This is a genomic window from Roseococcus microcysteis (assembly GCF_014764365.1).
GTDB classification, from domain to species: Bacteria; Pseudomonadota; Alphaproteobacteria; order Acetobacterales; family Acetobacteraceae; genus Roseococcus; species Roseococcus microcysteis.
Genome location: NZ_CP061718.1, coordinates 2,828,023 through 2,849,346, shown reverse-complemented (window position 1 = coordinate 2,849,346; position 21,324 = coordinate 2,828,023). Strand labels below are relative to the sequence as shown.

The window sequence follows — 21,324 nt, the reverse complement described above, 5'->3', positions numbered from 1 at the left end:
GGCACCGCGCCGCCAGCCGCGCGGCATTTGATTTCGCCCGGCCCCACCCGCTATGCGGGATGCAGGCGGGACACCACGGGAAGGCAGATGCGGGAATGTCGGCGCCGCTGGCGCGGGGAGAAGGCCCGATGAGCACGGCCCTCGCCGCCGCCCCGCCCCTGGCCGCCGCGCCGGGGCGGCTCGTGCTGGCCGTCATGGTCGTGGCGCTCTTCAACTACCTGGGCGCGCGGATTTCGCTGGCACCGCCCGACCCGGCCGCCATCCTCTCGGGCTCCAACCCGGTGAACACGGCCATCCAGGCGGCGGTGCTGCTGCTGGGCCTGGGCTTCGCCCTGCGGCATCCGGCGCGGGTGGCGCGGCTCGCCTTGGCGGCCTGGCCCTTCCTGTTGCTCTTCGCGCTGGCGGGCGCCTCCATCCTGTGGTCCCAGGCGCCGGGGCAGAGCCTGCGCCGCAGTGTCGCCGTGGCGGCGCAGATGCTGTTCCTCTTCCTGCTGTTCAGCGAGTTGGGACTGCACCGGGCCATGCGCCTCTTCCTGGGCGTGGTGCTGCTGACAGTGGCGCTGGGCTTGCTGGAAGCCCTGCTGCGGCCCGCCATCGGCTTCGACGAGGGGTTCTACAGCAACGCCATCCGCGGGGTGTTCCTTCAGAAGAACGGCTTCGGCACGGCGCTGCTGCACGGGATGCTGGCGCTGGGCTTTCTGATGCTCGCCGCCGGCCGGGTCACGGGGCGGCACATGGCCATCGCGCTGCTGTTGCTGGTGATGCTGGTGCTGGCGCGGTCCTCCACCGCGCTGGTGCTCGCGCTGCTGGTGCTGGGGCTGACCCTGGCCTGGCTGGCGGCGCGGGCGGGCGGCGCCTGGCTGGCGCTGCTGCTGCTGGGGGTGGGCGGGTTCACCGCCGCCGCGCTGGGCTTCGCCGGCGCCTTCGGCACCGAGGGCTTCTTCGACCTGCTGGGCAAGGAAGAGACGCTGACCGGCCGCACCGACATCTGGGCCAGCGTGGACCGCGCCATCGCGCAGCGCCCCTTGTTGGGCCACGGCTTCGCCGCCTTCTGGCTGCAGGGGCTGACGCCGGCTGAACTCATCTGGCTCGACCTGCAATGGCCCGCGCCCGATTCGCACAGCGGCTGGCGCGAGGTGGTGCTGCAACTGGGCTGGGTGGGCTTCGCGGTGCTGGCGGTGACGGCGGCGCTGACCCTGGCCGTGGCGCTGTGGCGGCTGGCGGGGAAGCGGCGCGCGCTGGGCTATTGGGTGCTGATGCTGCTGCTGGTGGGCGCCATCCATGCCAACACCGAGGCCGCGCTGCTGCGCGGCGACGGGCTGCTGATCCTGTGGGTGCTGGGCTGGCTCGGCCTTGTGGCACCGGAGGGCGCGCGGGAACTGGCACGCCCTGGTTGATCCGCGGTAAGCGGATGCATGCCTCCCTTGCCCTCCCGCCGCTGGGCCGACCTGGCCTGGACCGACTTCGCTGGCCTGCCGCCCGACACGGTGGCCGTGCTGCCGCTGGCCGCCACCGAACAGCATGGGCCGCATTTGCCGCTGTCGGTGGACACGCGCATCAACGAGGGCGTGCTGGACGCGGCGCTGGCCCGGCTGCCCGAGGATTTCCCGGTGCTGGTGCTGCCCATGCAGGCCATCGGCTGCTCGGTCGAGCATGGGCGGTTTCCGGGTTCGCTGACGGGCTCGCCCGAGACGCTGCTGGCGCTCTGGACCGAGATCGGGCACGGGGTGGCGCGTGCGGGGGTGAAGCGGCTGGTGCTGCTGAACACGCATGGCGGCAACCAGCAGATCATGGAGATCCTGGCGCGGCGGCTGCGGATCGAGGCGGGGCTCTTCGCCGTCGCCGCCAATCCGGGGCGGATGGGGAACCCACCCGGGCTGGTGGGCGCGGAGGAAGACCGCTTCGGCATCCATGCGGGCTTCGTGGAAACCAGCCTGATGCTGACGCTGGACCCCGCGCGGGTGCGGATGGAACAGGCGCGGGATTTCCGCTCGGCCTGGGCCGGGCTTGAGGCGCCGCTCGCGCCCGGCAGCGGGGCGGCGCCGGCCTGGCAGGCGCAGGATTTGCACCCCGCCGGCGCGGTGGGCGATGCGGCCGCCGCGACGGTGGAGGCCGGCGCCGCGATCCTGGACCACGCGGCCACGCGCGTCGCGGCGTTGCTGGAGGCGGTGCGCCGCTGCGACATCGCCGCTTGGCTCGAACAGACCCCCGAGGGATTGCCATGACCCATGACATCACGGGCCTGATGGCCGCCCTGCCCGGCCTCGACTGGATCACCGACCCCGCGCTGGTGCGCCAGAAAAGCCGCGACTTCTTCTGGTACAGCCCCGTGCTGAAGCGCCAGTTGAACGGCGCGCGCGCCGATGTGGTGGCCGTGCCGCGCAACGAGGAAGAGGTGATCCGGCTTCTGGCGGAATGCCACGCCCGGCGCATCCCCGTCACCACGCGCGGCGCGGGCACGGGCAATTACGGCCAGGCCATGCCGCTGCTGGGCGGGGTGGTGCTGGACATGTCGGCCATGGACGCCGTGCTCTGGGCGAAGCCCGGCCTCGTGCGCGCCCAGGCGGGTGCCAAGATCATCGACATGGACCGCCACACCCGCGCGGCGGTGGGGGGCGAGCTGCGCTTCCACCCCTCCACCAAGCGCACCGCCACCATCGGCGGCTTCATCGGCGGCGGGTCTTCCGGCATCGGCTCCTGCACCTGGGGCATCCTGCGCGAGCCGGGCAATGTGCTGGGGCTGCGCATGGTGACCATGGAAGCGACGCCGCGGGTGCTGGAACTGCGCGGGGCCGATCTCGATCTCGCCAACCACGCCTATGGCACGACGGGCATCATCACCGAGGTGGAGATGCCGCTGGCCCCCGCCGAGGATTGGCTGGACCTGACGCTGGCCTTTCCCTCGCTGATGGACGCGGCGCGCTTCGGCGATGCGCTGACCGCCATGGACGGCGTGGTGAAGAAGCTGGTCTGTGTGCTGGCCGCGCCCATCGCGCAGCAATATTTCAAGGGCTTCCCGGCATTGGGCGACACCGAGGCGGTGGTGCTGGCCATGGTGGCGCCGCCCTATCTCGACGCGCTGGCGCCACTGCTGGCACGGCATCGCGGCCGCGAGGTGGCGCGCCTCCGCACTGAGGACGCGCCCATCCCCGCCTATGAGTTCACCTGGAACCACACCACGCTCCAGGCGCTGAAGGTGGACCGTTCCATCACCTACCTCCAGACGCTGTTCCCCGCGCCGGATCACCTGGCGCTGATCGCGCGGATGGAACGCGAGTTCGGCGACGAGGTGCCCATCCACCTCGAATACGTGCGGCTCGGCGGGAAGGTGTGCTGCTTCGGGCTGCAACTGGTGCGCTTCACGACGGAGGAGCGCCTCGCCGAGATCATCCGCATCCATGAGGATTCCGGCGCGCCCATCTTCAACCCGCACGCCTTCACGCTGGAGGAAGGCGGCATGAAGCAGGTGGATGCCGCGCAGCTCGCCTTCAAGCGGCAGGCCGACCCGCTGGGCCTGCTCAACCCCGGCAAGATGCTGGCCTGGGACGATCCGGACTGGACGCCGGATCGGCCGGGCAAGGTCTACCTGTTCCCGGCATCCGACGACGAGGCCGAGTGATGCGCGTCCTGATGGTCTATTGCCACCCGCGCGCCGACAGTTTTTCCGCGGCTCTGCGGGACACGGCCCTGGAGGCGCTGCGGGCCCGCGGCCATGAGGTCGAACTGCGCGACCTCTATGCCGAGGGCTTCAACCCGGTGCTGAGTGCCGAGGAACGCGGCGTCTACAATGACGAGAGCGCGAACCAGGCGGGCATCGAGCACGAGATCGCGCAGCTGCGCCGGGCCGACGCCCTGCTGCTGGTCTACCCCACCTGGTGGTATGGCATGCCCGCGATGCTGAAGGGCTGGTTCGACCGCGTCTGGGTGCCAGGCGTCACCTTCACCTTCAGCGAGGGCGCCATCCAGCCCGCGCTGGGGAACATCAAGCGCATGGGGGTGGTGACGACCTATGGCTCGCCGCTCTGGCTGCTGCTGTTCCTGCTGTGGCCGGACCGGAGGGTGATCGCGGGCGGCATCCGGCGGCTTTGCGCGAAGGGTTGCCCGATCGATTGGCTCTATCTCACGCGAATGGACACGCGGGGCACGGCCGACCGCACGCGCTTCCTGGCGAAGGTGAAGGCGCGGCTGTCAGCCTGGTAGGCCGAGCGCTTCGTCCAGCTCCCGGTAATCGGGCGGGGTCGCGTCCAGCAAGCGGCCGGCGCGCAGCACGATGCGGTCGCTCTGCGGGCGGCTGAGCCATTCCGTCAGGCCGCGCGCGCGGAAGGCGATGAGGTCCGCCACCGCACCCACGCGGATCACCCCCGCCGCGATGCCCATGGCGCGCGCCGGGTTGGCGCCCGCCGCCGCCGCCCAGCCCGTGGGCGGGTGGTCCAGGTGCAGGATGCGCGTGGCCTCGCGCATCACTTCCACCATGTCGAGGTCGCCATAGGCGTAGAAGGGGTCGCGCGTGTTGTCCGAGGCGACGGAGACGTTCACGCCGGCCGCGCGCATCTCATGCACCAGCGTGACACCCCGCCAGCGCGGCGTGCGGCCGGCCACGCGGTCCTGGAGGTACATGTTGCACATGGGCAGCACGATGATGGAGATGCCGGCCTCGGCCACGCGCGCGATGGTCTCGCGCGCATAGGCGTCTGGCTGGAGCGAGAGCGAGCAGCAATGCCCGCACTGGATGCGCCCCTTGAAGCCGCGCCGCAACGCCGTGAGCGCGATTTCGCGGAGCGCGCGGGCGCCGGTCTCGCCGCTTTCATCCACATGCAGGTCAAGGTCGAGGCCACGCGCCTCGGCCAGGGCGAAGAAGTGGTCCAGCATGGGCTGGAAGTCGGGCGGCAGGTCCTCATGCACGCCGCCGGTCAGCCGCGTCACCATGCCCAGCACGCCGCCTGTGCGCGCCACGATATCGGCCAACTCCTCGCCCTCCGCGCTGGCGAAGCGGTCCAGCGGGCAGATGGAGGACATCTGCAATGTGATGCGCCCGGCCCAGGCCTCGCGCAGGCGGCGGAAGGCCTCCCAGGCGATGGGGGCATGGGGCATGTAGCTGTCGAGATGCGTGCGGATGGCGACCGTGCCATAGGCGTGGGCGCAGCGCAGGGCGAAATCGGCGCGGGCGGCGATGTCGCGTGCGGACCAGTTCGCGTCGCGGTCCGCCATGACGCTTTCCAGGGCGCCGGCGAAATCCCCGGTGGGGTTGGGGCGGCGCGGCCAGATGTGGCCCTTGTCGAGATGCGTGTGCCCGTCCACCAGGCCGGGCCAGAGCTGCCCGCCATCGAGCGACGGGCCTTCCGTCGCGGTGCCCAGGGGGGCAAGGGCGGTGATACGGCCGTCCTCGATCCGCACATCCAGCCGCAGCAGGTCCTGCGCGTCCGGGGCGCCAGGAGCGCCCTCGACCAGCGAGGCCGGCACGCGCGCGTCGCGCAGCCAGTAGCGCGCCCCTGCCCCGGCCAGCGTGGCCCGCAATGCCTGCATCATCGGTGTTCACCCGTATCGGCGCTTTCGTGCCAGCGCCGCAGAAGGAGGTGGGACAGCAGCGACAGCGCCATGAAGATGGCGATGCCCGTGCCGGAGACGAGCACGAGTGCCGCGAACATGCGCGGGATCTGCAACTGGTAGCCGGATTCCAGGATGCGATAGGCCAGGCCCGAGGCGGTGCCCCCCGTCCCCGCCACGAATTCCGCGACGATGGCGCCGATCAGCGCGAGCCCACCCGAAATCCGCAGCCCCGCCAGGAAATACGGCATGGCCGAGGGCAGCTTCAGCCGCCACAGCACCTGCCAGCGTGAGGCGCCGTAGAGGCGAAACAGGTCCAGCAGGTTCCGGTCCGTGCTTTGCAGTCCGACCGTCGTGTTGGACAGGATGGGGAAGAAGGCGACGATCCAGGCGCAGATCAGCAGCGCCGCCCGCACGTCATCCACCCAGATGATGATGAGCGGCGCGATGGCCACGATGGGCGTCACCTGCAGCACCACCGCATAGGGAAACAGGCTCATCTCGATCACGCGCGATTGCGCGAAGAGAATGGCCAGCAGCAGCCCCAGCGAGGCCGCGACGGCGAGTGCCGCGAAGGTGATCTGCACCGTCACCAGCAGGGAGACCGAGAGCGAATCCCAGTCACGCGCGAGGGTGCGCGCGATCTGCACGGGGCCCGGCAGGATGAAGGGCGGGATTTCCCGCGCCCAGACCACCCATTCCCAGGCGGCCAGCGCGAGAAAACCCAGCACCGCGGGGGCGAACCAGCGCAGCGCCTGCGCGCGCGAGATCACGCCACCTCCATCGCGGCGGCGAGCGCGTGGCTCACCTCGCGGCAATGCGCGGCATAGCTGGCGGAGGTGCGGAATTCCGGCGCGTCGCGGTCCTCGGCGGGCACGTGCAACTCCCGCACCACGCGGCCGGGGCGCGGCGCCATGACCATGATGCGCTCGGCGAGAAACACACTCTCGAAGACGGAATGGGTGACGAAGACCACGGTGAAGCGTTCATCCCGCCAGAGGTTCAGCAGATCATTGTTCAGACGGAACCGGGTGATCTCGTCGAGTGCGGCGAAGGGCTCGTCCATCAGCAGCAGGCGCGGCCTGGTCACCAGCGCGCGGGCGATGGAGACGCGCATCTTCATGCCGCCCGACAATGCACGCGGATAGGCATCCTCGAAGCCGGCCAGTTCCACGCGCGCCAGCATTTCCACAGCGCGGGCATGGGCCTCGCGCTTCGGCATGCCAGCCAGTTCCAGCGGCAGGGCGACGTTGCGTGCGGCTGTGGCCCAGGGCATCAGCGTCGGCTCCTGGAAGACGAAGCCGATGCCCTTGCGGGCCGCGGGGTCGGCGGGAAAGCTGATCTCGCCGGAAGAGGGCGGGATCAGCCCCGCGATCATCCGCAACAGGGTGGACTTCCCGCAGCCTGACGGCCCCAGCAGCGCGAGGAAATCCCCGCGCGCCAGCTCCATGTCCACCGCCTGCACGGCGAGCGTCCCGGTGCCGTAGCGCTTGGCGACGCCCTTCAGCGCAACGAGAGGCGGCGCGCTCAGGTCAGGCCCACCCGCTGGTTCACGAAGCGCAGGTCATAGGCCCGCTTGAAATCCATGTCCGCGGGATAGAGCCCCGCATCGCGGCAGGAATTATAGAAGCTTTCCCAGCGGGCGTCGGTCATGGCGCCGATGCCCAGGCGCTCGGCGTCGCCGCTCATGACGATGCCCATCTCGTTCATCACGCGGATGGCATAGGCGATGCGCTCGGCGTTCATCTCGGGGTTGTCGCGGATGATGGCGGCGTCGGCCGCCGCATTGTCGCGGCCCGCCATGTAGCCGGCCCAGCCCTCGATGCTGGCGGTCATGAAGCGCTGCAGCACCTCGCCCCGCTGGTCCACCATGCGGCGGCTGACCAGCACGGTGTTGTTGTAGTTCTCATACCCCGCATCGGCGATGAGGAAGACGCGCGGCCGCACGCCGGCCTGGATGGCGCTGAAGGGCTCGGAACTCAGGAAGCCCTGCTGGATGGCCATGCGGTCGGCCAGGAAGGGCTGGATGTTGAAGGTGTAGGGGCGGATCTGGTCATCGGTGAAGCCGAACCGCGCCTTGAGGAAGGGCCAGAAGGTGACGCGCCCCGCGGCGCCGATCAGCACCGGGCGGCCGCGCATCTCCTCAAAGCGCGTGATCCCGTTGCCCTCATGCGTCATGAGGATCTGCGGGTCCTTCTGGAAGATGGCGCCGACGCAGAGGAAGGGGATGTTCTCCCGCACGAAGTTCAACGCCTGGAAGCCGTTGCCCATGATGGCGTCCACGCGCCCGGCCAGCAGCAACTGCGCGGGGTTCTGCTGCGGCCCGCCCTGGCGGATTTCGCACTCGATCCCGTGGCGGCGGTAGATGCCGTCGGCCACCGCCTTGTAGAAGCCGCCATGCTCGGCCTGGGCGCGCCAATCGGTGTGGAAGATCACGCGGTCCAGGCTTTGCGCCACGCCCACCCGCGCGCCGGGCACCGCGGCCAGCGCGAGTGCCGCGCCGCCGCCAAGAAGCGCGCGCCGTTCGATCCTGTAGCGAGTCCGCATCTACCGCCTCCGACCATTCTGGGCACCGGACATGTTGGCGCCGGCGCGGGTTGCAACAGCAGGGATGCCGCGCCGGGCGGCGGGTTGCAAGCCTGAACATGCCCAAGGCAAGGGCGGCTCAGCCCAGCGCTGCCCGGATGTCCAGCAGGCTCTCCACGCGCTCGGCCACATGGGGGGTTTCGTCATGCGCCTCGCCCCAGGGGCCGCGCGGGAGGAAGAGGGGGCGCATCCCCGCGGCCCGCGCCGGAGCCACGTCATTGTCCAGCCGGTCGCCCACATAGACGATGCGCTCGGAGGGCGCCTGCGCGGCCTCCGTCACCCGGGCGAAGAAGCCGGAATCAGGTTTGGAAATGCCCCATTGCGCCGAGGTCGCGATGAAATCCGCACCCAGGTCCAGCGCAGTCAAAGCTTCGGCCACCCCTTCCGGCTGATTGCCCGCGATGCCGATGGCGAAGCCCGCCGCCCGCAGTTCGGCCAGGGCCTGGCGCACATCGGGGTAGAGGTCCTCCTCGCGCGGGATTTCCAGCTCGGCCAGGCGCTGGCGGTGGGCGCGGATGTCGAGGCCCGGCGCCAGCTCCCGCACCGTGCCGCCAATGCCCTTGCCGGCGCGGATGCCGGCCGCCAGCGCCGCGCGGAAGGCGTGTTCGGACAGGCCCACGAGTTCGGCCCAGCCGCGCCAGACCCGTGCCTCGTCCACCAGCACGCCGCCCACGTCGAAGACGACCCAGCGCGTCACCAGGTCATTTCCAGCAGGGCAACGCGGTTCTCACCCAGCGGCAGCACGCGGCCGGAGACACGCTCCTGGTTGAACAGGCCCTGGACGGGCGTGCCGGCGCGCTCGGCCGGCAGGCGGGCGGTGGTGACGGCCAGGCTCGCCACGCCCTCGCGCCGTTCGGCGGCCTCGCGCCCGTCCAGCAGCACCACGTCGCGCGGCCAGCCGTAATAGCCGCGCGGCCGCGTCATCCGCACCAGGCAGGCGGCGGCGCGGTCGGCCTCGTTCAGCGGCGCGGGCGGGCGCAGGTGCAGCACATCGGTGCTGCGCGGGAAAGGTGAGCGGAAGTAATGCGCGATGGGGTGGCCGGGCACCGCCAGCACGATTTCCAGCGTCCAGGCGCTGTCCACCGTGACGGGGCCCCAGATGCCATCCGCGCCGGTCTCGCGGCGGTGCAGCGCCTCGCCCATGCGGGCGCCGGTCGCGGGGTCGGTGCGGAACACCTCCACCACCGCGCCGGCCACGGGACGGTTGGTGGCGGCGCCGGCCACGAGGTTCGTCACCAGCCCGTTCAGCACCGGCCGGGCCTCGGCCGGAACGACCAGAGTCTCCGGCTCCCGCCCCGCGATGAAGCGGAACTGTTCGCGGAAGGCGCGCCAGTGATAGGCCACCTCGCGGTGATCGAGGCCGGGCAGCAGGATGTTGGTGGCGCCCCGCAGCGCCGGCCCGTCCTGGGTGATGCCGGTGGGCGTGCCGGCGCGGCCCACGAAGCGGCCATCGGGCTGGGCGAAGAGGTCATTGTCCGAGCGGATGGTCAGGAAGGCCGTGCCCTCCACCACATCCGTCGCCCCACCGTTCAGCCGCTGCAGGAAGGGGCTGCGGGCGTTGAACTCGCTGCCCGGGTTGAACTCCCAGTCGAAGACGCCGCGGTTGGGCGTGCCGCAGAGGATGGCGTGGCTGACCTGCGAATGCCCGCCCTGGTGCACCACGAAATCCCGGATAGGATAGCCGCCGCGCGAATTGCCGATCAGCGCGATCTTCTCCGCACCCGTGCGGGCGCGGAACTCCGCCACCATGGCGGCCAGGCGCTCGGTCTGCTCGGCGCTGGAGCTGCGATGCTCCTGCGGCACGGAATCGTTCGCGCGCGCCACGGGGTCGGGCATGTTCACGGCCCGCAGGCGGTCGCGCGGCCAGCCATTGGCCTCGAAGCGCCACAGCGTGGTCAGCCACAGCGCCGCGTGGTCGCCATTGCCATGGACCATGAGGATGGGGATGTGCCCCTCCTGCGCGCGGGCGGCACGGATGAGGAAGGGCGTGGCGAGGAAGGCGCCCAGAGTAGCGCGGCGGGTGATGTTCATGGGGTTCTCAGCTGTCGAGGCGAATGCCCAGTTCCCGGATCAACGGGCGCCACTGCGCGTTCTCGGCGGCGACGAAGGCGTTGAATTCGGCCGGCGTCCAGGGCTGGTACTGGATGCCCAGGTCCTGCATGCGTTGGACGATGGGTTCGGACTGGATGGCCGCGATCATGTCCCGCGCCAGGCGGTCAATGATGGGGGCGGGGGTGCCCGTGGGCACGCTCATGCCCTGCCAGCCGAAGGCCACGGCGTCATGGCCCAGTTCCCGCATCGTGGGCACCTCGGGCGCCTGGGGGCTGCGCGCCTCGCTCAGCACGGCGAGCGCCCGCACCCGCCCGTCGCGGATGAAGGGCAGGCCGGTGGCGGTGTCGATCATCACGCTGTCCACGCTGCCGCCCATCAGATCCTGCATGGCGGCCGGCCCGCCGCGATAGGGCACATGGGTGGCGTCCAGCCCCGTGCGGCGGCGGACCATCTCCATGGCCAAATGGTGCGGGGAGGCGACGGCGGGCGAGCCATAGGTGGGCGCCCGCGTGCGGGCGGCGGCCAGGAATTCCGCGAAGCTGGCCGGCCCCCCTCCCGCCGCACCACGATGTAGAGGGGAAAGCGCCCGATGAACCCCACCCCCGTCAAATCCGTGTCCGGATTGTAGGGCAGCCGGGCATAGAGCGCCGGGTTGTAGGTCAGGATGCCATTGTCCACGTGCAGCCAGGTGTAGCCATTGGGCGCGGCGCGGGCCGCCGTCTCGCTGGCCAGCACCGCACCCCCGCCCACGCGGTTCTCGATCAACACATTCTGCCCCAGCCGGGGGGCCATCTGCGCGCCGATCAGCCGGGCGAAGGCGTCCGACGGGCCGCCGGGCGGGTAGCCCACGATCCAGCGCAGCGGGCGTTCGGGAAAGCCGGCCTGGGCCGCGGCCGGCGCGGCGAGCGCGGCCAGGCCCAGCCCGAGGGCATTGCGGCGGTTGAGCATGGGGGCGTCTCCTGGAAGTGTCCCAGGATGTGGCGCGCCGCGCGCGGCTGCAAGCCGGGCAGGGTCATGGATGTGCGACGCCGGGTGAAGCTTGGTCTTGCGGCCCGTAGGGCCGAGGCCGCGAATGCGGCCCGCGGCCTGTGCCGCGAAGCCAAGCCGCGCGGATGCGCGGCGCCCGGCGATTGAGGGCCAGGAATCACGTGATGCGGGCGAAGGCCTCCACCTTGTCGGTCGGCCCGGAGACGATCAGCAGGTCCCCCGCCTGGATCAGCGTGTCGGGGGTGGCGTTGGTGAATTCCTCGCGCGGGCGCTTCACCCCCACCACGGTCACGCCATGCTTCCGGCGCAGCCCGCATTCGGTCAGCGTCTTGCCGATGGCCTCGGGCGGCGCGCGGGTCTTGCCGATGGCGAAGCCGTCATCCAGCTCGATGAAGTCCATCATCTTGCCGCCGACGACCAGGTGGGCCACCCGCTCGCCCATCTCCGCCTCGGGATAGACGACATGGTGCGCGCCCGTGCGCTCCAGGATGCGCCCATGCTTGGGGCCCAGCGCCTTGGCCCAGATGTCGGGCACACCCAGCTCGCTCAGCGCCAGCACGGTCAGCACGCTGGCCTCCAGATCCGTGCCGATGGCCACCACGGCGTGGCTGAACTCGGCGATGCCCAGCCGGCGCAGCGTCTCGCTGCTGGTGCAATCGGCCTGGACCACATGGGTCAGCCGGTCGGACCAGGACTGGACGAGTTCGGCATTCTCGTCCACGCCCAGCACGTCATGGCCGAGCTTGGCGAGTTCGGCCGCCACCGCGCCGCCGAAGCGGCCAAGGCCGATGACGACGATATCGCCATGCGGAATGATCCTAGCCAACGATCGGGCGCTCCTCGGGATAGCGGTAGGGGTTCAGGCCGCGTTGCAGGGCCAGGGCCGTGACGACGGTCACGGTGCCCACCCGGCCCGTGAACATCAACACCGCCAGCACGAATTGCGCGGCGGGCGGCAGGTCGGGCGTGATGCCGGTGGACAGGCCGACCGTGGCGGTGGCGGAGATCACCTCGAACATCACGTCGCGCAGGGGGAAATCCGTCAGGATTTGCAGGGCGAGCGAACCGCCGGCGCAAAGCGCCAGCGCCAGCATCACCACCGCCAGCGCCTGGCGCTGGACCTCCACGGGAATGCGGCGGCCGAAGACATTGGCATCCGGCTCGCCCCGCGCCACCGCCCAGACCACCAGCGCCAGCACCACCAGCGTGGTGACCCGCACGCCGCCGCCCGTGCCGGCGCTGCCGCCGCCCACGAACATCAGCGCGTAGCTGACGGTCAGCGTCTCGTCGCGCATCAGCCCCACATCCACGCTGTTCAGCCCGCCGGAGCGCAGCATGGCGGAATGGAAAGCGGCGTTTGCCAGCCGGTGCGGCCATTCGAGGGCCCCCAGGGTCGCGGCATTGTCCCACTCAAAGGCCAGCAGGGCGAGGACGCCGCCACCGAAGAGGATGGCCGTGCCGACCAACGTCAGCTTCGCGTGCAGCGACCAGCGCGCGGGCCGCCAGGGGTCGCGCAGCAAATCCGCCACCACGGGGAAGCCGATGGCGCCGATGAACACCGCGAGCCCCACCGGCGCCAGCACCAGCGGGTCCCGCGCGAAGCCCACCATGCTGTCGCTGAAGGTGGAGAAGCCCGCATTGTTGAAGGCCGAGACGGCGTGGAACAGCCCGTGCCACAGCGCCTCCTCCCAGCCCATCCCGTGGCCCAGCCGCAGCCGCAGCGCCAGCGCCAGCGTCGCCGCCGCCTGCACCACCACGGTGATGCCCAGCACCAGTTGCAGCACGCGCTTCACATCGCCCAGGCCCAGGCTGCGGGTCTCATGCTGCGCGATCAGCCGCGTGCCCAGGCGCAGCCGCCGCGCCACCAGCAGGCCCAGCAGCGTGGCGCCGCTCATGATGCCGAAGCCGCCCAGCTGGAACAGCGCCAGGATCACACCGCGGCCGAAGCCCGACCAGTAGGTGGCCGTGTCCACCGCCGCGAGGCCCGTGATGCACACGGCCGAGGTCGCGGTGAACAGCGCGGTGATGAAGGGCGCGCCCCCTGGCCCGGCGCGGGAGACGGGCAGCATCAGCAGGGCGGTGCCCAGCAGGATCGCCGCCAGGAAGCCCAGCGGGATGATGCGGGCGGGGTGGGCCAGCGTGCGCCCCAATGGCGTTCCTCCAGACTGGCTCAGGCGGGCCAGGCGCTCCAGACATAGGCCGCATAGCAGGCGAGCAGAACCCCGCCCTCGCGCCTGCCCACCCGCCAGCCGGTGCGGGCCACCACCAGCAGCAGCAGGGCGGCGGCGACCATCACCCAGGCGTCGAAGTTGGCGATGGCGGCCGGCACCTCGGTCGGCGCGATCAAGGCCGTGGCGCCCGCGATGCCCAGGATGTTGTAGATGTTGGACCCCAGCACATTGCCCAGCGCCACATCCGCCTGCCGCCGCAGCGCGGCCACGACCGAGGTGACCAGCTCGGGCAATGAGGTGCCGACGGCGATGATGGTCAGGCCGATCACCTCCTCCGAGACTTCCAGCGCGCGGGCGAGCGTCACGGCGGCGTCCACCAGCACGGCACCCCCGGCCACGATCAGCCCGAGCCCCGCCACCAGTTGCAGGATGGCGCCCGGCAGCCCGCCCAGCGCGCGTGACAGGGGCAGAGCGGGGGGTTGCGCCGCGGCGAAGGCCTCGGCCTTGTCATAGGCGGCGCCGTGGTCGGCGCCATCCGCCAACCGCTCCTGCCGGTAGGCGAAGACGATGTAGCCGACGAGCCCCAGCAGCAGCAGCAGCCCCACCGCGCGGTCCATCGTCCAGAACAGCCCCACCGCCAGCAGCGCCAGCGCGGCCAGGAAACCCAATCCCCCATCCCGTGCCAGGGCGCGTGAATTGACCGCGACGGGGCAGAGCAGCGCCGCCACGCCCAGGATCAGCAGCACATTCGCGATGTTCGAGCCCACGATGTTCCCCAGCGCGATGCCCGGCGACCCGGCCAGCGAGGCCTGCACACTGGTCACCAGCTCCGGCATGGAGGTGCCGAAGGCCACCACCGTCAGCCCCACCAGCAGCGGCGAGATGCCGAGGCGTGCGGCGATCTGCACCGCCCCGCGCACCAGCAATTCACCGCCGAGCACCAGCAGGACCAGGCCGCCGAGCAGCCAGAGCGCGAGTTCCATGGGAAGGTCTCAATCCTCTTGAGGGGAAAGGCCGAGCCGCTTCGCGCGTTCCCACAGCGTGGTGCGCGAAATGCCCAGCAGGCGCGCGGCGTCGGCCATGCGGCCCCCGCAGCGCGCCAGCATGCGTTGGATGTGCGCGCGCTCGGCCGCGTCGCGCGCCTCGGCCAGGGTCTGCGGCGCGGGCGGAGCCACGGCCCCGGGAAAGAGGTCGGCCGGCGTCAGCGCGGCGGCGGGGGCCAGCAGGGCCGCGCGCTCGATGCGGTTGCGGAGTTCCCGCACATTGCCGGGCCAGGGATGGGCTTCGAGGGCAGCCTCGGCCTCGGGCGTGAGGGAGAGGTCCACCCGCGCCGCCTGCCGGGCGCTTTCGGCCAGCAGGGCGTGCGCCAGCGGCAGGATGTCCTCCGCGCGTTCGCGCAGCGGCGGCACATGCAGCTCCACCACCGCCAGGCGGTAGTAGAGGTCGCCGCGGAAGCGCCCCTCGGCCACGCGGGCGGCGAGGTCCGCATTGGTGGCCGCCACCACGCGCGCCTCCAGCGGGATTTCCTTGGCGCCGCCGACCCGCAGGAAGCGCCGGTCCTCCAGCAGGCGCAGCAGCTTGGCCTGGAGGGCAGGTTCCAGCTCCGCCACCTCGTCCAGCAGCAGGGTGCCGGCGCCGGCGCGTTCGGCCGCGCCCAGGCGGCGTTCGGCGGCACCCGTGAAGGCGCCGCGCTCATGGCCGAAGACCTCGCTTTCCAGCAGGTCGCGCGGGATGGCGGCGCAGTTGAGCGCCACGAAGGGCGCCTCGGCGCGGGGGCCCATGGCGTGCAGGCGGCGCGCGGCCACCTCCTTGCCCGCCCCGCTCTCGCCCAGCAGCAGCACCGGGGCCAGGGCGGGCGCGAGCCGCGTGAGGTCGTTCTCCAGCGCCTGCATGACGGGCGATTGCCAGCCCACCGTCCCGGCGGGGGCGGGCGGTTCGGCCAGCGGGCTCAGCGCCGAGAGCCGCGCCAGCACCGCTTCGATCTCGAAGGGTTTCGTCAGGTAGTCGTCCGCCCCGGCGCGCACCAGGCGCACCGCCTGCTCCACCCCGCCATAGGCCGTCATGGCGATGACGGGGGTGGCGCCCAGGCTGGGCATCAGCCGCAGCAGCAGCGCCTCGCCCGAGCCATCGGGCAGGCGCATGTCGCACAGCACGCAGAGCGCCCGGGGGCCGCGCGCCAGCAGCGCCTCGCCCTCGGCCAGGGTGCGCGCCCAGCGCGGCGCGAAGCCCTCCAGCCGCAGGCGCTGCACCAGGGCGCCGCCCAGCACCTCGTCATCCTCGATGATGACCACGGGGACGCTCATGCGGGCGCGCCCTCCGGCGCGGGCGGGAGGAAGAGGGCGATGTGCGTGGCCTCGCCAGGGCGGGAATCCACCTCGATGCGGCCATCCAGACGCGCCAGCTGCGCCATCACCACCGACAGCCCGAGGCCCGGCCCGCTGCGCGCTCCCCCCTCGATCTGGCGCAGGGCGGGTTCGGGCAGGCCGCCGCCCTCATCGGCCACTTCCAGGCGCAGCGTGCCATCCGCCTCGCGTCTGACACCCAAGGAAACCACGCCGCCCGCTCCGGTCGCCGCCACCGCGTTCAGCAGCAGGTTCAGCAGCGCCTGACGCACCGGCAGCGCGTCGGCGGGGAAGGGTTCCGGCAGTTCGCCCGCCAGTTCCAGGCGCAGCCCGCGCCGCTCGGCCTCCGGTCGGACCAGGCGCACCACATCCTCCAGATCCTCGCGCGTCAGGGGGCGCGGGGCCAGGGTGCCGCGATGGACGTCGAGCGTGGTCTGCACCACCTGCTGGATCTGCCGAAGACCGCGCTCCACGAGGTCCAGCGCCTCCTCGCGCGCCGCCCGGCTCTCGCCGAAGCGGCGGGCGGAACCCAGCGCCGTCAGCATGCCGGCCAGGGGGTTCCGAACCTCATGCGCCACCGTGGCCGCGAGGTCGCCCAGTTCCGCCGCCTGGGCACGCTCCGCGAGGCGCGCGGCGAGGCGTTCGCGCTCCGCGAGGCGCGCGGCCATGAGGTCCACCGCCTCGATCAGCCGCGCGGCCTCGGTGCCGGCGGGCGGGCGCTGCGCGGCAGTGCTCGGGCGGAAATCGCCGGCGCCGGCGCGGTCCAGCGCCTCGGTGACGGCCAGCAGCGGCGCCAAGGCCCGGCGTGTCAGCAACGCGACCAGCATGCCGGCCAGGGCCGCGAGCATCCCCTCCAGCCCCAGCAGCAGCGGCCCGAGTTGCGCGCGCCGTTCCAACGACCGCGCGAAATCGAGCTGCGCGGCGACCTGGGCGGGGGGGCGCCCTCCACCAACAGGGTGCGCTGCGCCCAGGCGCTGCGGGCATCGGGCGAGACCTCCCATGCGGTGTTGCGGCCCTGGGTGAAGGGGGGCGGCAGGGCCGGGTCCTCGCGCGCGCCGACCACGATGGGCACGGCCCCCGGGGCGGGCACCACCACCAGTCGCTGCTCCCGCACGCCCTCCTGGAAACCCAGGGCGCGCAACAGCACGGCCTCTATGGCGCGCGGGTCGCCCGCGCGCAGGGGTTCGATCAGCGCCGCCGAGATGCCGTCGAGATAGACGGCCCCGAGCCGCGCCGCCTCCCGCGCGAATTCCCGCTCCAGGGAGCGTGTCGCCACCTGCGCCACGATCAGCGCCGCGGCGAAGGCCGCCAGCCCCGCCAGCAGCGGCAGGCTGAGCGCGATGGGCAGCGCGTTCCAGGCACGGGAGTAGCGAAGCGGCATGCGGCCCATATGGGGGCAGGCCATGGCACCTCGCCACCCCGATCGCCCGCGAAATCAGGCGAGAAGGACCGAGGCCTCCATCTCCCGCAGGCTGCGCCACGCCGTGCGTCCGGAGGAGGAGCGGGCGGGGATGATGGCCAGCGCGCCGCCCGTGAAGGCCGGCAGCGGTGCCGGACGATCAGGGTGCAGCAGCACGGGGCCGCGATGCACCGGGCGTTCGCGCGCCGCCGCCAGGGCCACCGCCTCCTCCAGCGCCGCCTCCGCGCCGTCGAGGTCGAGCCCCGTGATGGTCAATGGCAGGTGCGCGAGGAAGGAGAGGCCGAGGAAGCGCTTCAGCGCCTCGCTGGAGGCCAGGTCGCCCTCGTGCAGGAAGTGCAGCGCGCCGGGCATGGTGAAGTCGGGCGCGGCCAGCAGCAGCCCGGGCAGCGACACGCGCGCCGAACGCTGGGCGGCATAGCCCTCCTCCAGCGCCTGCGCGTGGTCGAACCAGGTGCCCCGCGGCAGCACCGTCAGGTCATGATGCGCGGCGGCATGGCCCAGCAGGGTGCCCGCATCGCCCTCCTCGTGGCGCATGCGGAAATGGTAGCCCTGGGTCTGGCAGAAGGTTTCCATCTGGGTGGCGAGCGAAGCCGCGGCCTCACGCGCCTTGGCGAAGCGGCCCTCCACCAGGCGGCGTCCGAAATGCGCGCCGCCCACGGGCATGGGACCGGTCTGGTTGAGGCTGGGCGTGCAGAGCAGGCTCAGCAGCGTCACCTCGGTGCGCGGGCCGGCGGTCACCTCCAGCGCGGCGCGCAGCGCGGCGGCGGCACCCGACCCATCGGCCAGGGCCAGCAGCATGCGGCGCGGGGCGGCGGCGGCATGCGGCGCGGGCCGGGCGCCCGTCTCGGGGCCGGCGGCACCCACCGGCATGGCGATGGCGCGCTGCGCCTCGGGGTCCGCATCAATGGCATGGCGCGGCAGCACGCCCTTGAGGTCGTCCATCACCGTGCCCGACCACATGGGCGCCCCGCCCACATAGGCCGCGCGCCCGAGCGCATGGGAGGAGATGGGCACCGTCACCAGCAGGAAGACCACGATGAGGGTGACGCGGAACCAGGCCTCGCCCGTGTCGAAGGCGAAGGCGACGCCGAGCAGCGTCAGCCCCGCGCCGACCACGCCGGCCTTGGTGGCCGCGTGCATCCGCAGGAAGGCATCGGGCAGGCGCGCCACGCCGATGGCCGCGATCAACGAGATGGTGGCGCCCGACAGCAGCAGCAGCGCCGCGACGATCTCAGACATCCTGGTCCTCCGGCGGTTCGGACGCGCGCTTGATGAAGGTGGCGACACCCACGGCGCCGATGAAGCCCACCAGGCCCAGGCCCAGCGCGATGTCGAGCAGCGCGAGGTAGCCACCGCCCAGCGCCACCAGCGCGGTGGCCGCGACGGCGAGCAGGCCCAGCAGGTCCATCGCCACCGCACGGTCGGCGATGCCCGGTCCGTGCAGCATGCGCCAGCCGGTCAGGCCCACGGCCACCGCGACCATGAGCGCGGAGAAGATCAGGGCGACGGTCAGGAAGCTCATCGCAGCACCCGCATCGCCGGGCGCTCCAGCCGTTCCGCGATGCTGGCGCGGACGGCTTCGGGGCTCTCGATGTCCATGACATGCACGTAGAGAATGCTGCGGTCCTCCGAGACATGCAGCGCGGTGGTGCCGGGTGTCAGCGTCACCATGTCGGCCAGCAACGTGATGCCGGCCGCGGAACGCAGCCGCAGCGGCACCGCAACCACGCCGGAGCGCGCGCGCACATTGGGCGCCAGCGTGGCGCTGATCACCGCCCAGGCGGAGAGCACCAGTTCGCGCAGGAACAGCACCAGCAGCCAGAGCCAGGCCAGGATGTTCCAGGGGCGTGGGGTCGGGGCTTTCTCGGTCATGGCCGGATCACTCCCATCACGGCGGTGATGTAGGCCTCCCGGCTGGCGAGCTGTTCGCCGGCAGCCAGCGCGAAGGCGGCGAAGGGCTCGGTCCAGAGCCCGATGGTGATGGTGATGAGGCCAAGCCCCGCGACCGGCGCCAGCAGCAGCCAGCGCGTGGCGCCGGTGATGGTCGGCAGCTCGGGCGTGCCCTCGGGCACTTCCTTCCAGAAGGCCTCCATCCAGATCTTGAGCATGGAGTAGAGGGTGAGGATGCCCGTCGCGAGCGCGATGCCCGCCAGCACATACCAGCCCGCGTCAAAGCCCGACTTCAACACGAACAGCTTGGCCCAGAAGCCCGAGAACGGCGGAATGCCGGCCAGCGACAGCGCGGGAATGGCGAACAGCAGGCCGAGCCACGGGTCGCGGCGCCACAGCCCGCCCAGCGTGGCCAGCGAGAAGGTGCCGCCCGCGCGGCGGATCACACCCGCCACCAGGAACAGGTTCGCCTTCACCACGATATGGTGCAGCATGTAGAGAACGGCACCCGCCAGCGCCAAGGGTGTCGCGATGGCGATGCCCACGATCATGTAGCCGATCTGGCTGATGATGTGGAACGACAGGATGCGCCGGATTTCCCAATGCGCGGCTGCCCCCAGCACACCCACCACCATGGTGCCGGCGGCGAGGAACCACATCAGCGGCGCCACCCAGGCATGGCCCTCGGGCAGCAGCAGCGTGACGATGCGGATCAGCGCGTAGACACCGACCTTCGTCAGCAGCGCGGCGAAGATGGCCGCCACGGGCGCGATGGCCGTGTGGTAGGAGGCGGGCAGCCAGAAGAACAGCGGGAACACCGCCGCCTTGGCGCCGAAGGCCGCCAGCATGAGGAAGGCCACCGCCGCGACCGCGCCCTGGTTCTCGATCTCCGGGATGCGGCGGGCCATGTCGGCCAGGTTCAGCGTGCCCGTCAGCCCGTACATCATGCCGACCGAAATCAGGAACACCGTCGTGGCCAGCAGGTTCAGCATGGCATATTTCACCGCGCCATCCAGCTGCTCGCGCCCGCCGCCCAGCACGATCAGGCCGAAGGAGGCGATGAGCATCACCTCGAACCAGACGTAGAGGTTGAACAGGTCGCCCGCCAGGAAGGCGCCGCCGACACCAAGGGCCAGCGCGGCCAGCAGCGGGTGCCACAGCGCCTCGTTCTCCAGCACGTCCGTGTCACCGCGCGCGTAGAGGGCGGTGGCGGCATACATCAGCGCCGTGATCGCGACCATGGAGGCGGCAAAGAGGTCCGCCACCAGCGTGATGCCGAAGGGCGCGGGCCATTGGCCCATCTGCGAGGCGATGACGCCCCGCCCGATCACCTCGGCCACCAGGGCCGCGGAGGCCAGCAGCAGGCCCACCGCGGTGATGGCGGTGATGCCGCGCTGGAGGTCGCGGCGGGATTGCAGCGCCGCCGTGGCCGCGCAGGCCAGCAGCGGCAGGAGGAGGGGCAGCGCGAGCAGCCAGTCGGCGCGGGTGGCCATCAGCGCGCTCCCGTGCGGGTGGGCAGCAGGTCGGCGGCCAGCGTCTCGGCCTCCGCGGCTTCACGCGCATCGGCGGCGGGCAGGCCGCGCGGCTCGGCGACGCGCAGCGCCTCGGTGTCCACCGTGCCCTTGCCGCGCCACACCGCCCAGCTCAGCACCATCACATAGGCCGTGAGGCCGAAGGAGATGACGATGGCCGTCAGCACCAGCGCCTGCGGCAGCGGGTTGGAGGCATCGGCCACCAGGGCATTGGCGCCGGGCGCCACGAGCGGCGGCGCCCAGCCCAGCACGCGGCCGCTGGCGATGATGGCGATGTTGGCCGCATTGCCCAGCAGCAGCAGGCCCAGGATGGAGCGCGCGAGGGAACGCGCCATCAGCAGGTAGATGGCGGCGGAGAGCAGCACGCCGAAGAGGAGCGCCAGGAGGAATTCCATGGGCTCAGGCCTCCATGAAGGGCAGCACGAAGGCGAGCGCGAAGCCCAGCACGACGAGGTAGACGCCCAGGTCGAACAGCACGGTGGTGCCGATGGGGGTGGTGCCCAGCCATTGCTGCGTGAGGAAGGGCTCCCCGAACAGCAGCAGCGCCGGCAGGCCGGCCAGGATGCCAAACAGCAGGCCAATGCCCGCCCAGGTCAGCGGCTGCAGCCGCAGCACCGCGCGCGTGGCCCCCGCCCCGCGCGCCAGCGCGTGGAAGACGAAGCCCAGCGCGCCGATCAGCCCGCCGATGAAGCCGCCGCCCGGCTCATTGTGGCCGCGCAGCAGCACGAAGAGGGAGAGGAGGACGCAGGCCCACAGCACGTAGCGCGCCGAGGCGTTCATGATGAAGCTGGTCTTCATGG

Annotated in this window: 23 protein-coding genes and 1 pseudogene; 4 read left to right on the top strand and 20 right to left on the bottom strand. The window is 71.8% G+C overall.

What is annotated here, in order from left to right; all coding sequences use genetic code 11:
* Nucleotides 1-128 precede the first annotated feature (128 nt).
* From ICW72_RS13755 to ICW72_RS13740, 4 genes are read left to right on the top strand one after another with little or no spacing between them, the layout of a single operon-like run.
* Complete coding sequence (locus ICW72_RS13755) at nt 129-1,397, top strand: O-antigen ligase family protein (protein ID WP_191083226.1); 1,269 nt, start codon at nt 129-131, stop codon at nt 1,395-1,397.
* Between the two features lie 27 nt (nt 1,398-1,424).
* Nucleotides 1,425-2,225: a creatininase family protein gene (locus tag ICW72_RS13750; protein ID WP_223880591.1), complete on the top strand. Its 801-nt coding sequence runs from the start codon at nt 1,425-1,427 to the stop codon at nt 2,223-2,225.
* Nucleotides 2,222-3,619: an FAD-binding oxidoreductase gene (locus ICW72_RS13745; RefSeq protein WP_191083224.1), complete on the top strand. Its 1,398-nt coding sequence runs from the start codon at nt 2,222-2,224 to the stop codon at nt 3,617-3,619. The genes ICW72_RS13750 and ICW72_RS13745 overlap by 4 nt, the downstream gene beginning before the upstream one ends.
* Entirely contained in the window at nt 3,619-4,200 is a 582-nt protein-coding gene (locus ICW72_RS13740; RefSeq protein ID WP_191083223.1) for an NAD(P)H-dependent oxidoreductase, read from the top strand. Before ICW72_RS13745 ends, ICW72_RS13740 begins: the two co-directional genes overlap by 1 nt.
* On the opposite strand, the gene ICW72_RS13735 is transcribed toward ICW72_RS13740, so the two are convergent.
* The 20 genes and pseudogenes from ICW72_RS13735 to ICW72_RS13645 all read right to left on the bottom strand — a co-directional run bounded on the left by ICW72_RS13735 (nt 4,189) and on the right by ICW72_RS13645 (nt 21,322).
* Entirely contained in the window at nt 4,189-5,526 is a 1,338-nt protein-coding gene (locus ICW72_RS13735; protein ID WP_191083222.1) for a cytosine deaminase, read from the bottom strand. The two genes, ICW72_RS13740 and ICW72_RS13735, sit on opposite strands and share 12 nt — an antisense overlap.
* A complete protein-coding gene (locus ICW72_RS13730; RefSeq protein WP_223880976.1) occupies nt 5,523-6,314 on the bottom strand; it encodes an ABC transporter permease in 792 nt (263 codons plus the stop codon). The genes ICW72_RS13735 and ICW72_RS13730 overlap by 4 nt, the downstream gene beginning before the upstream one ends.
* On the bottom strand, nt 6,314-7,009 hold the full coding sequence (locus ICW72_RS13725; RefSeq protein ID WP_223880590.1) for an ABC transporter ATP-binding protein: 696 nt from the start codon (nt 7,007-7,009) through the stop codon (nt 6,314-6,316). The genes ICW72_RS13730 and ICW72_RS13725 overlap by 1 nt, the downstream gene beginning before the upstream one ends.
* 62 nt (nt 7,010-7,071) lie before the next feature.
* Nucleotides 7,072-8,091, bottom strand: a complete 1,020-nt coding sequence (locus ICW72_RS13720) for an ABC transporter substrate-binding protein (protein WP_191083220.1) — start codon at nt 8,089-8,091, stop codon at nt 7,072-7,074.
* A 118-nt stretch (nt 8,092-8,209) separates the two neighbouring features.
* The gene (locus ICW72_RS13715; RefSeq protein WP_191083219.1) at nt 8,210-8,827 is read right to left on the bottom strand and encodes an HAD family hydrolase; all 618 of its coding nucleotides are present in this window, start codon (nt 8,825-8,827) and stop codon (nt 8,210-8,212) included.
* Nucleotides 8,824-10,161 (bottom strand): hydrolase, encoded by a 1,338-nt coding sequence (locus ICW72_RS13710; protein WP_191083218.1) that lies wholly within the window; start codon nt 10,159-10,161, stop codon nt 8,824-8,826. The genes ICW72_RS13715 and ICW72_RS13710 overlap by 4 nt, the downstream gene beginning before the upstream one ends.
* Nucleotides 10,162-10,168: 7 nt before the next feature.
* Complete coding sequence (locus ICW72_RS13705) at nt 10,169-10,708, bottom strand: Bug family tripartite tricarboxylate transporter substrate binding protein (protein ID WP_269749854.1); 540 nt, start codon at nt 10,706-10,708, stop codon at nt 10,169-10,171.
* Between the two features lie 89 nt (nt 10,709-10,797).
* Nucleotides 10,798-10,974 (bottom strand): annotated as a pseudogene (locus ICW72_RS21095) (tripartite tricarboxylate transporter substrate-binding protein); the annotation flags it as partial.
* A 352-nt stretch (nt 10,975-11,326) separates the two neighbouring features.
* The gene (locus ICW72_RS13700) at nt 11,327-11,995 is read right to left on the bottom strand and encodes a potassium channel family protein (RefSeq protein ID WP_191083217.1); all 669 of its coding nucleotides are present in this window, start codon (nt 11,993-11,995) and stop codon (nt 11,327-11,329) included.
* The gene (locus tag ICW72_RS13695) at nt 11,988-13,319 is read right to left on the bottom strand and encodes a TrkH family potassium uptake protein (RefSeq protein WP_223880589.1); all 1,332 of its coding nucleotides are present in this window, start codon (nt 13,317-13,319) and stop codon (nt 11,988-11,990) included. Before ICW72_RS13695 ends, ICW72_RS13700 begins: the two co-directional genes overlap by 8 nt.
* Before the next feature lie 20 nt (nt 13,320-13,339).
* Nucleotides 13,340-14,323, bottom strand: coding sequence for a calcium/sodium antiporter (locus tag ICW72_RS13690; protein ID WP_191083216.1), 984 nt, complete (start codon nt 14,321-14,323; stop codon nt 13,340-13,342).
* 9 nt (nt 14,324-14,332) lie between these two features.
* Nucleotides 14,333-15,643: a sigma-54-dependent transcriptional regulator gene (locus tag ICW72_RS13685; protein ID WP_191083215.1), complete on the bottom strand. Its 1,311-nt coding sequence runs from the start codon at nt 15,641-15,643 to the stop codon at nt 14,333-14,335.
* Entirely contained in the window at nt 15,640-16,578 is a 939-nt protein-coding gene (locus ICW72_RS13680; RefSeq protein ID WP_191083214.1) for a sensor histidine kinase, read from the bottom strand. The genes ICW72_RS13685 and ICW72_RS13680 overlap by 4 nt, the downstream gene beginning before the upstream one ends.
* Complete coding sequence (locus ICW72_RS13675; protein ID WP_191083213.1) at nt 16,491-17,063, bottom strand: hypothetical protein; 573 nt, start codon at nt 17,061-17,063, stop codon at nt 16,491-16,493. The genes ICW72_RS13680 and ICW72_RS13675 overlap by 88 nt, the downstream gene beginning before the upstream one ends.
* 54 nt (nt 17,064-17,117) lie before the next feature.
* Nucleotides 17,118-18,341 carry a monovalent cation/H(+) antiporter subunit G gene (gene mnhG / locus ICW72_RS13670; protein WP_191083212.1) on the bottom strand — a complete coding sequence of 408 codons (1,224 nt, stop codon included), beginning with the start codon at nt 18,339-18,341 and terminating at the stop codon, nt 17,118-17,120.
* Complete coding sequence (locus tag ICW72_RS13665; protein ID WP_184382149.1) at nt 18,334-18,624, bottom strand: monovalent cation/H+ antiporter complex subunit F; 291 nt, start codon at nt 18,622-18,624, stop codon at nt 18,334-18,336. The genes mnhG and ICW72_RS13665 overlap by 8 nt, the downstream gene beginning before the upstream one ends.
* Nucleotides 18,621-18,974, bottom strand: coding sequence for a Na+/H+ antiporter subunit E (locus ICW72_RS13660; RefSeq protein ID WP_191083211.1), 354 nt, complete (start codon nt 18,972-18,974; stop codon nt 18,621-18,623). The genes ICW72_RS13665 and ICW72_RS13660 overlap by 4 nt, the downstream gene beginning before the upstream one ends.
* Nucleotides 18,971-20,485, bottom strand: coding sequence for a Na+/H+ antiporter subunit D (locus ICW72_RS13655; RefSeq protein ID WP_191083210.1), 1,515 nt, complete (start codon nt 20,483-20,485; stop codon nt 18,971-18,973). The genes ICW72_RS13660 and ICW72_RS13655 overlap by 4 nt, the downstream gene beginning before the upstream one ends.
* Nucleotides 20,485-20,919 carry an NADH-quinone oxidoreductase subunit K gene (locus tag ICW72_RS13650; protein WP_191083209.1) on the bottom strand — a complete coding sequence of 145 codons (435 nt, stop codon included), beginning with the start codon at nt 20,917-20,919 and terminating at the stop codon, nt 20,485-20,487. The genes ICW72_RS13655 and ICW72_RS13650 overlap by 1 nt, the downstream gene beginning before the upstream one ends.
* 4 nt (nt 20,920-20,923) lie before the next feature.
* A complete protein-coding gene (locus ICW72_RS13645) occupies nt 20,924-21,322 on the bottom strand; it encodes an MnhB domain-containing protein (RefSeq protein WP_223880588.1) in 399 nt (132 codons plus the stop codon).
* Between the last annotated feature and the right edge of the window lie 2 nt (nt 21,323-21,324).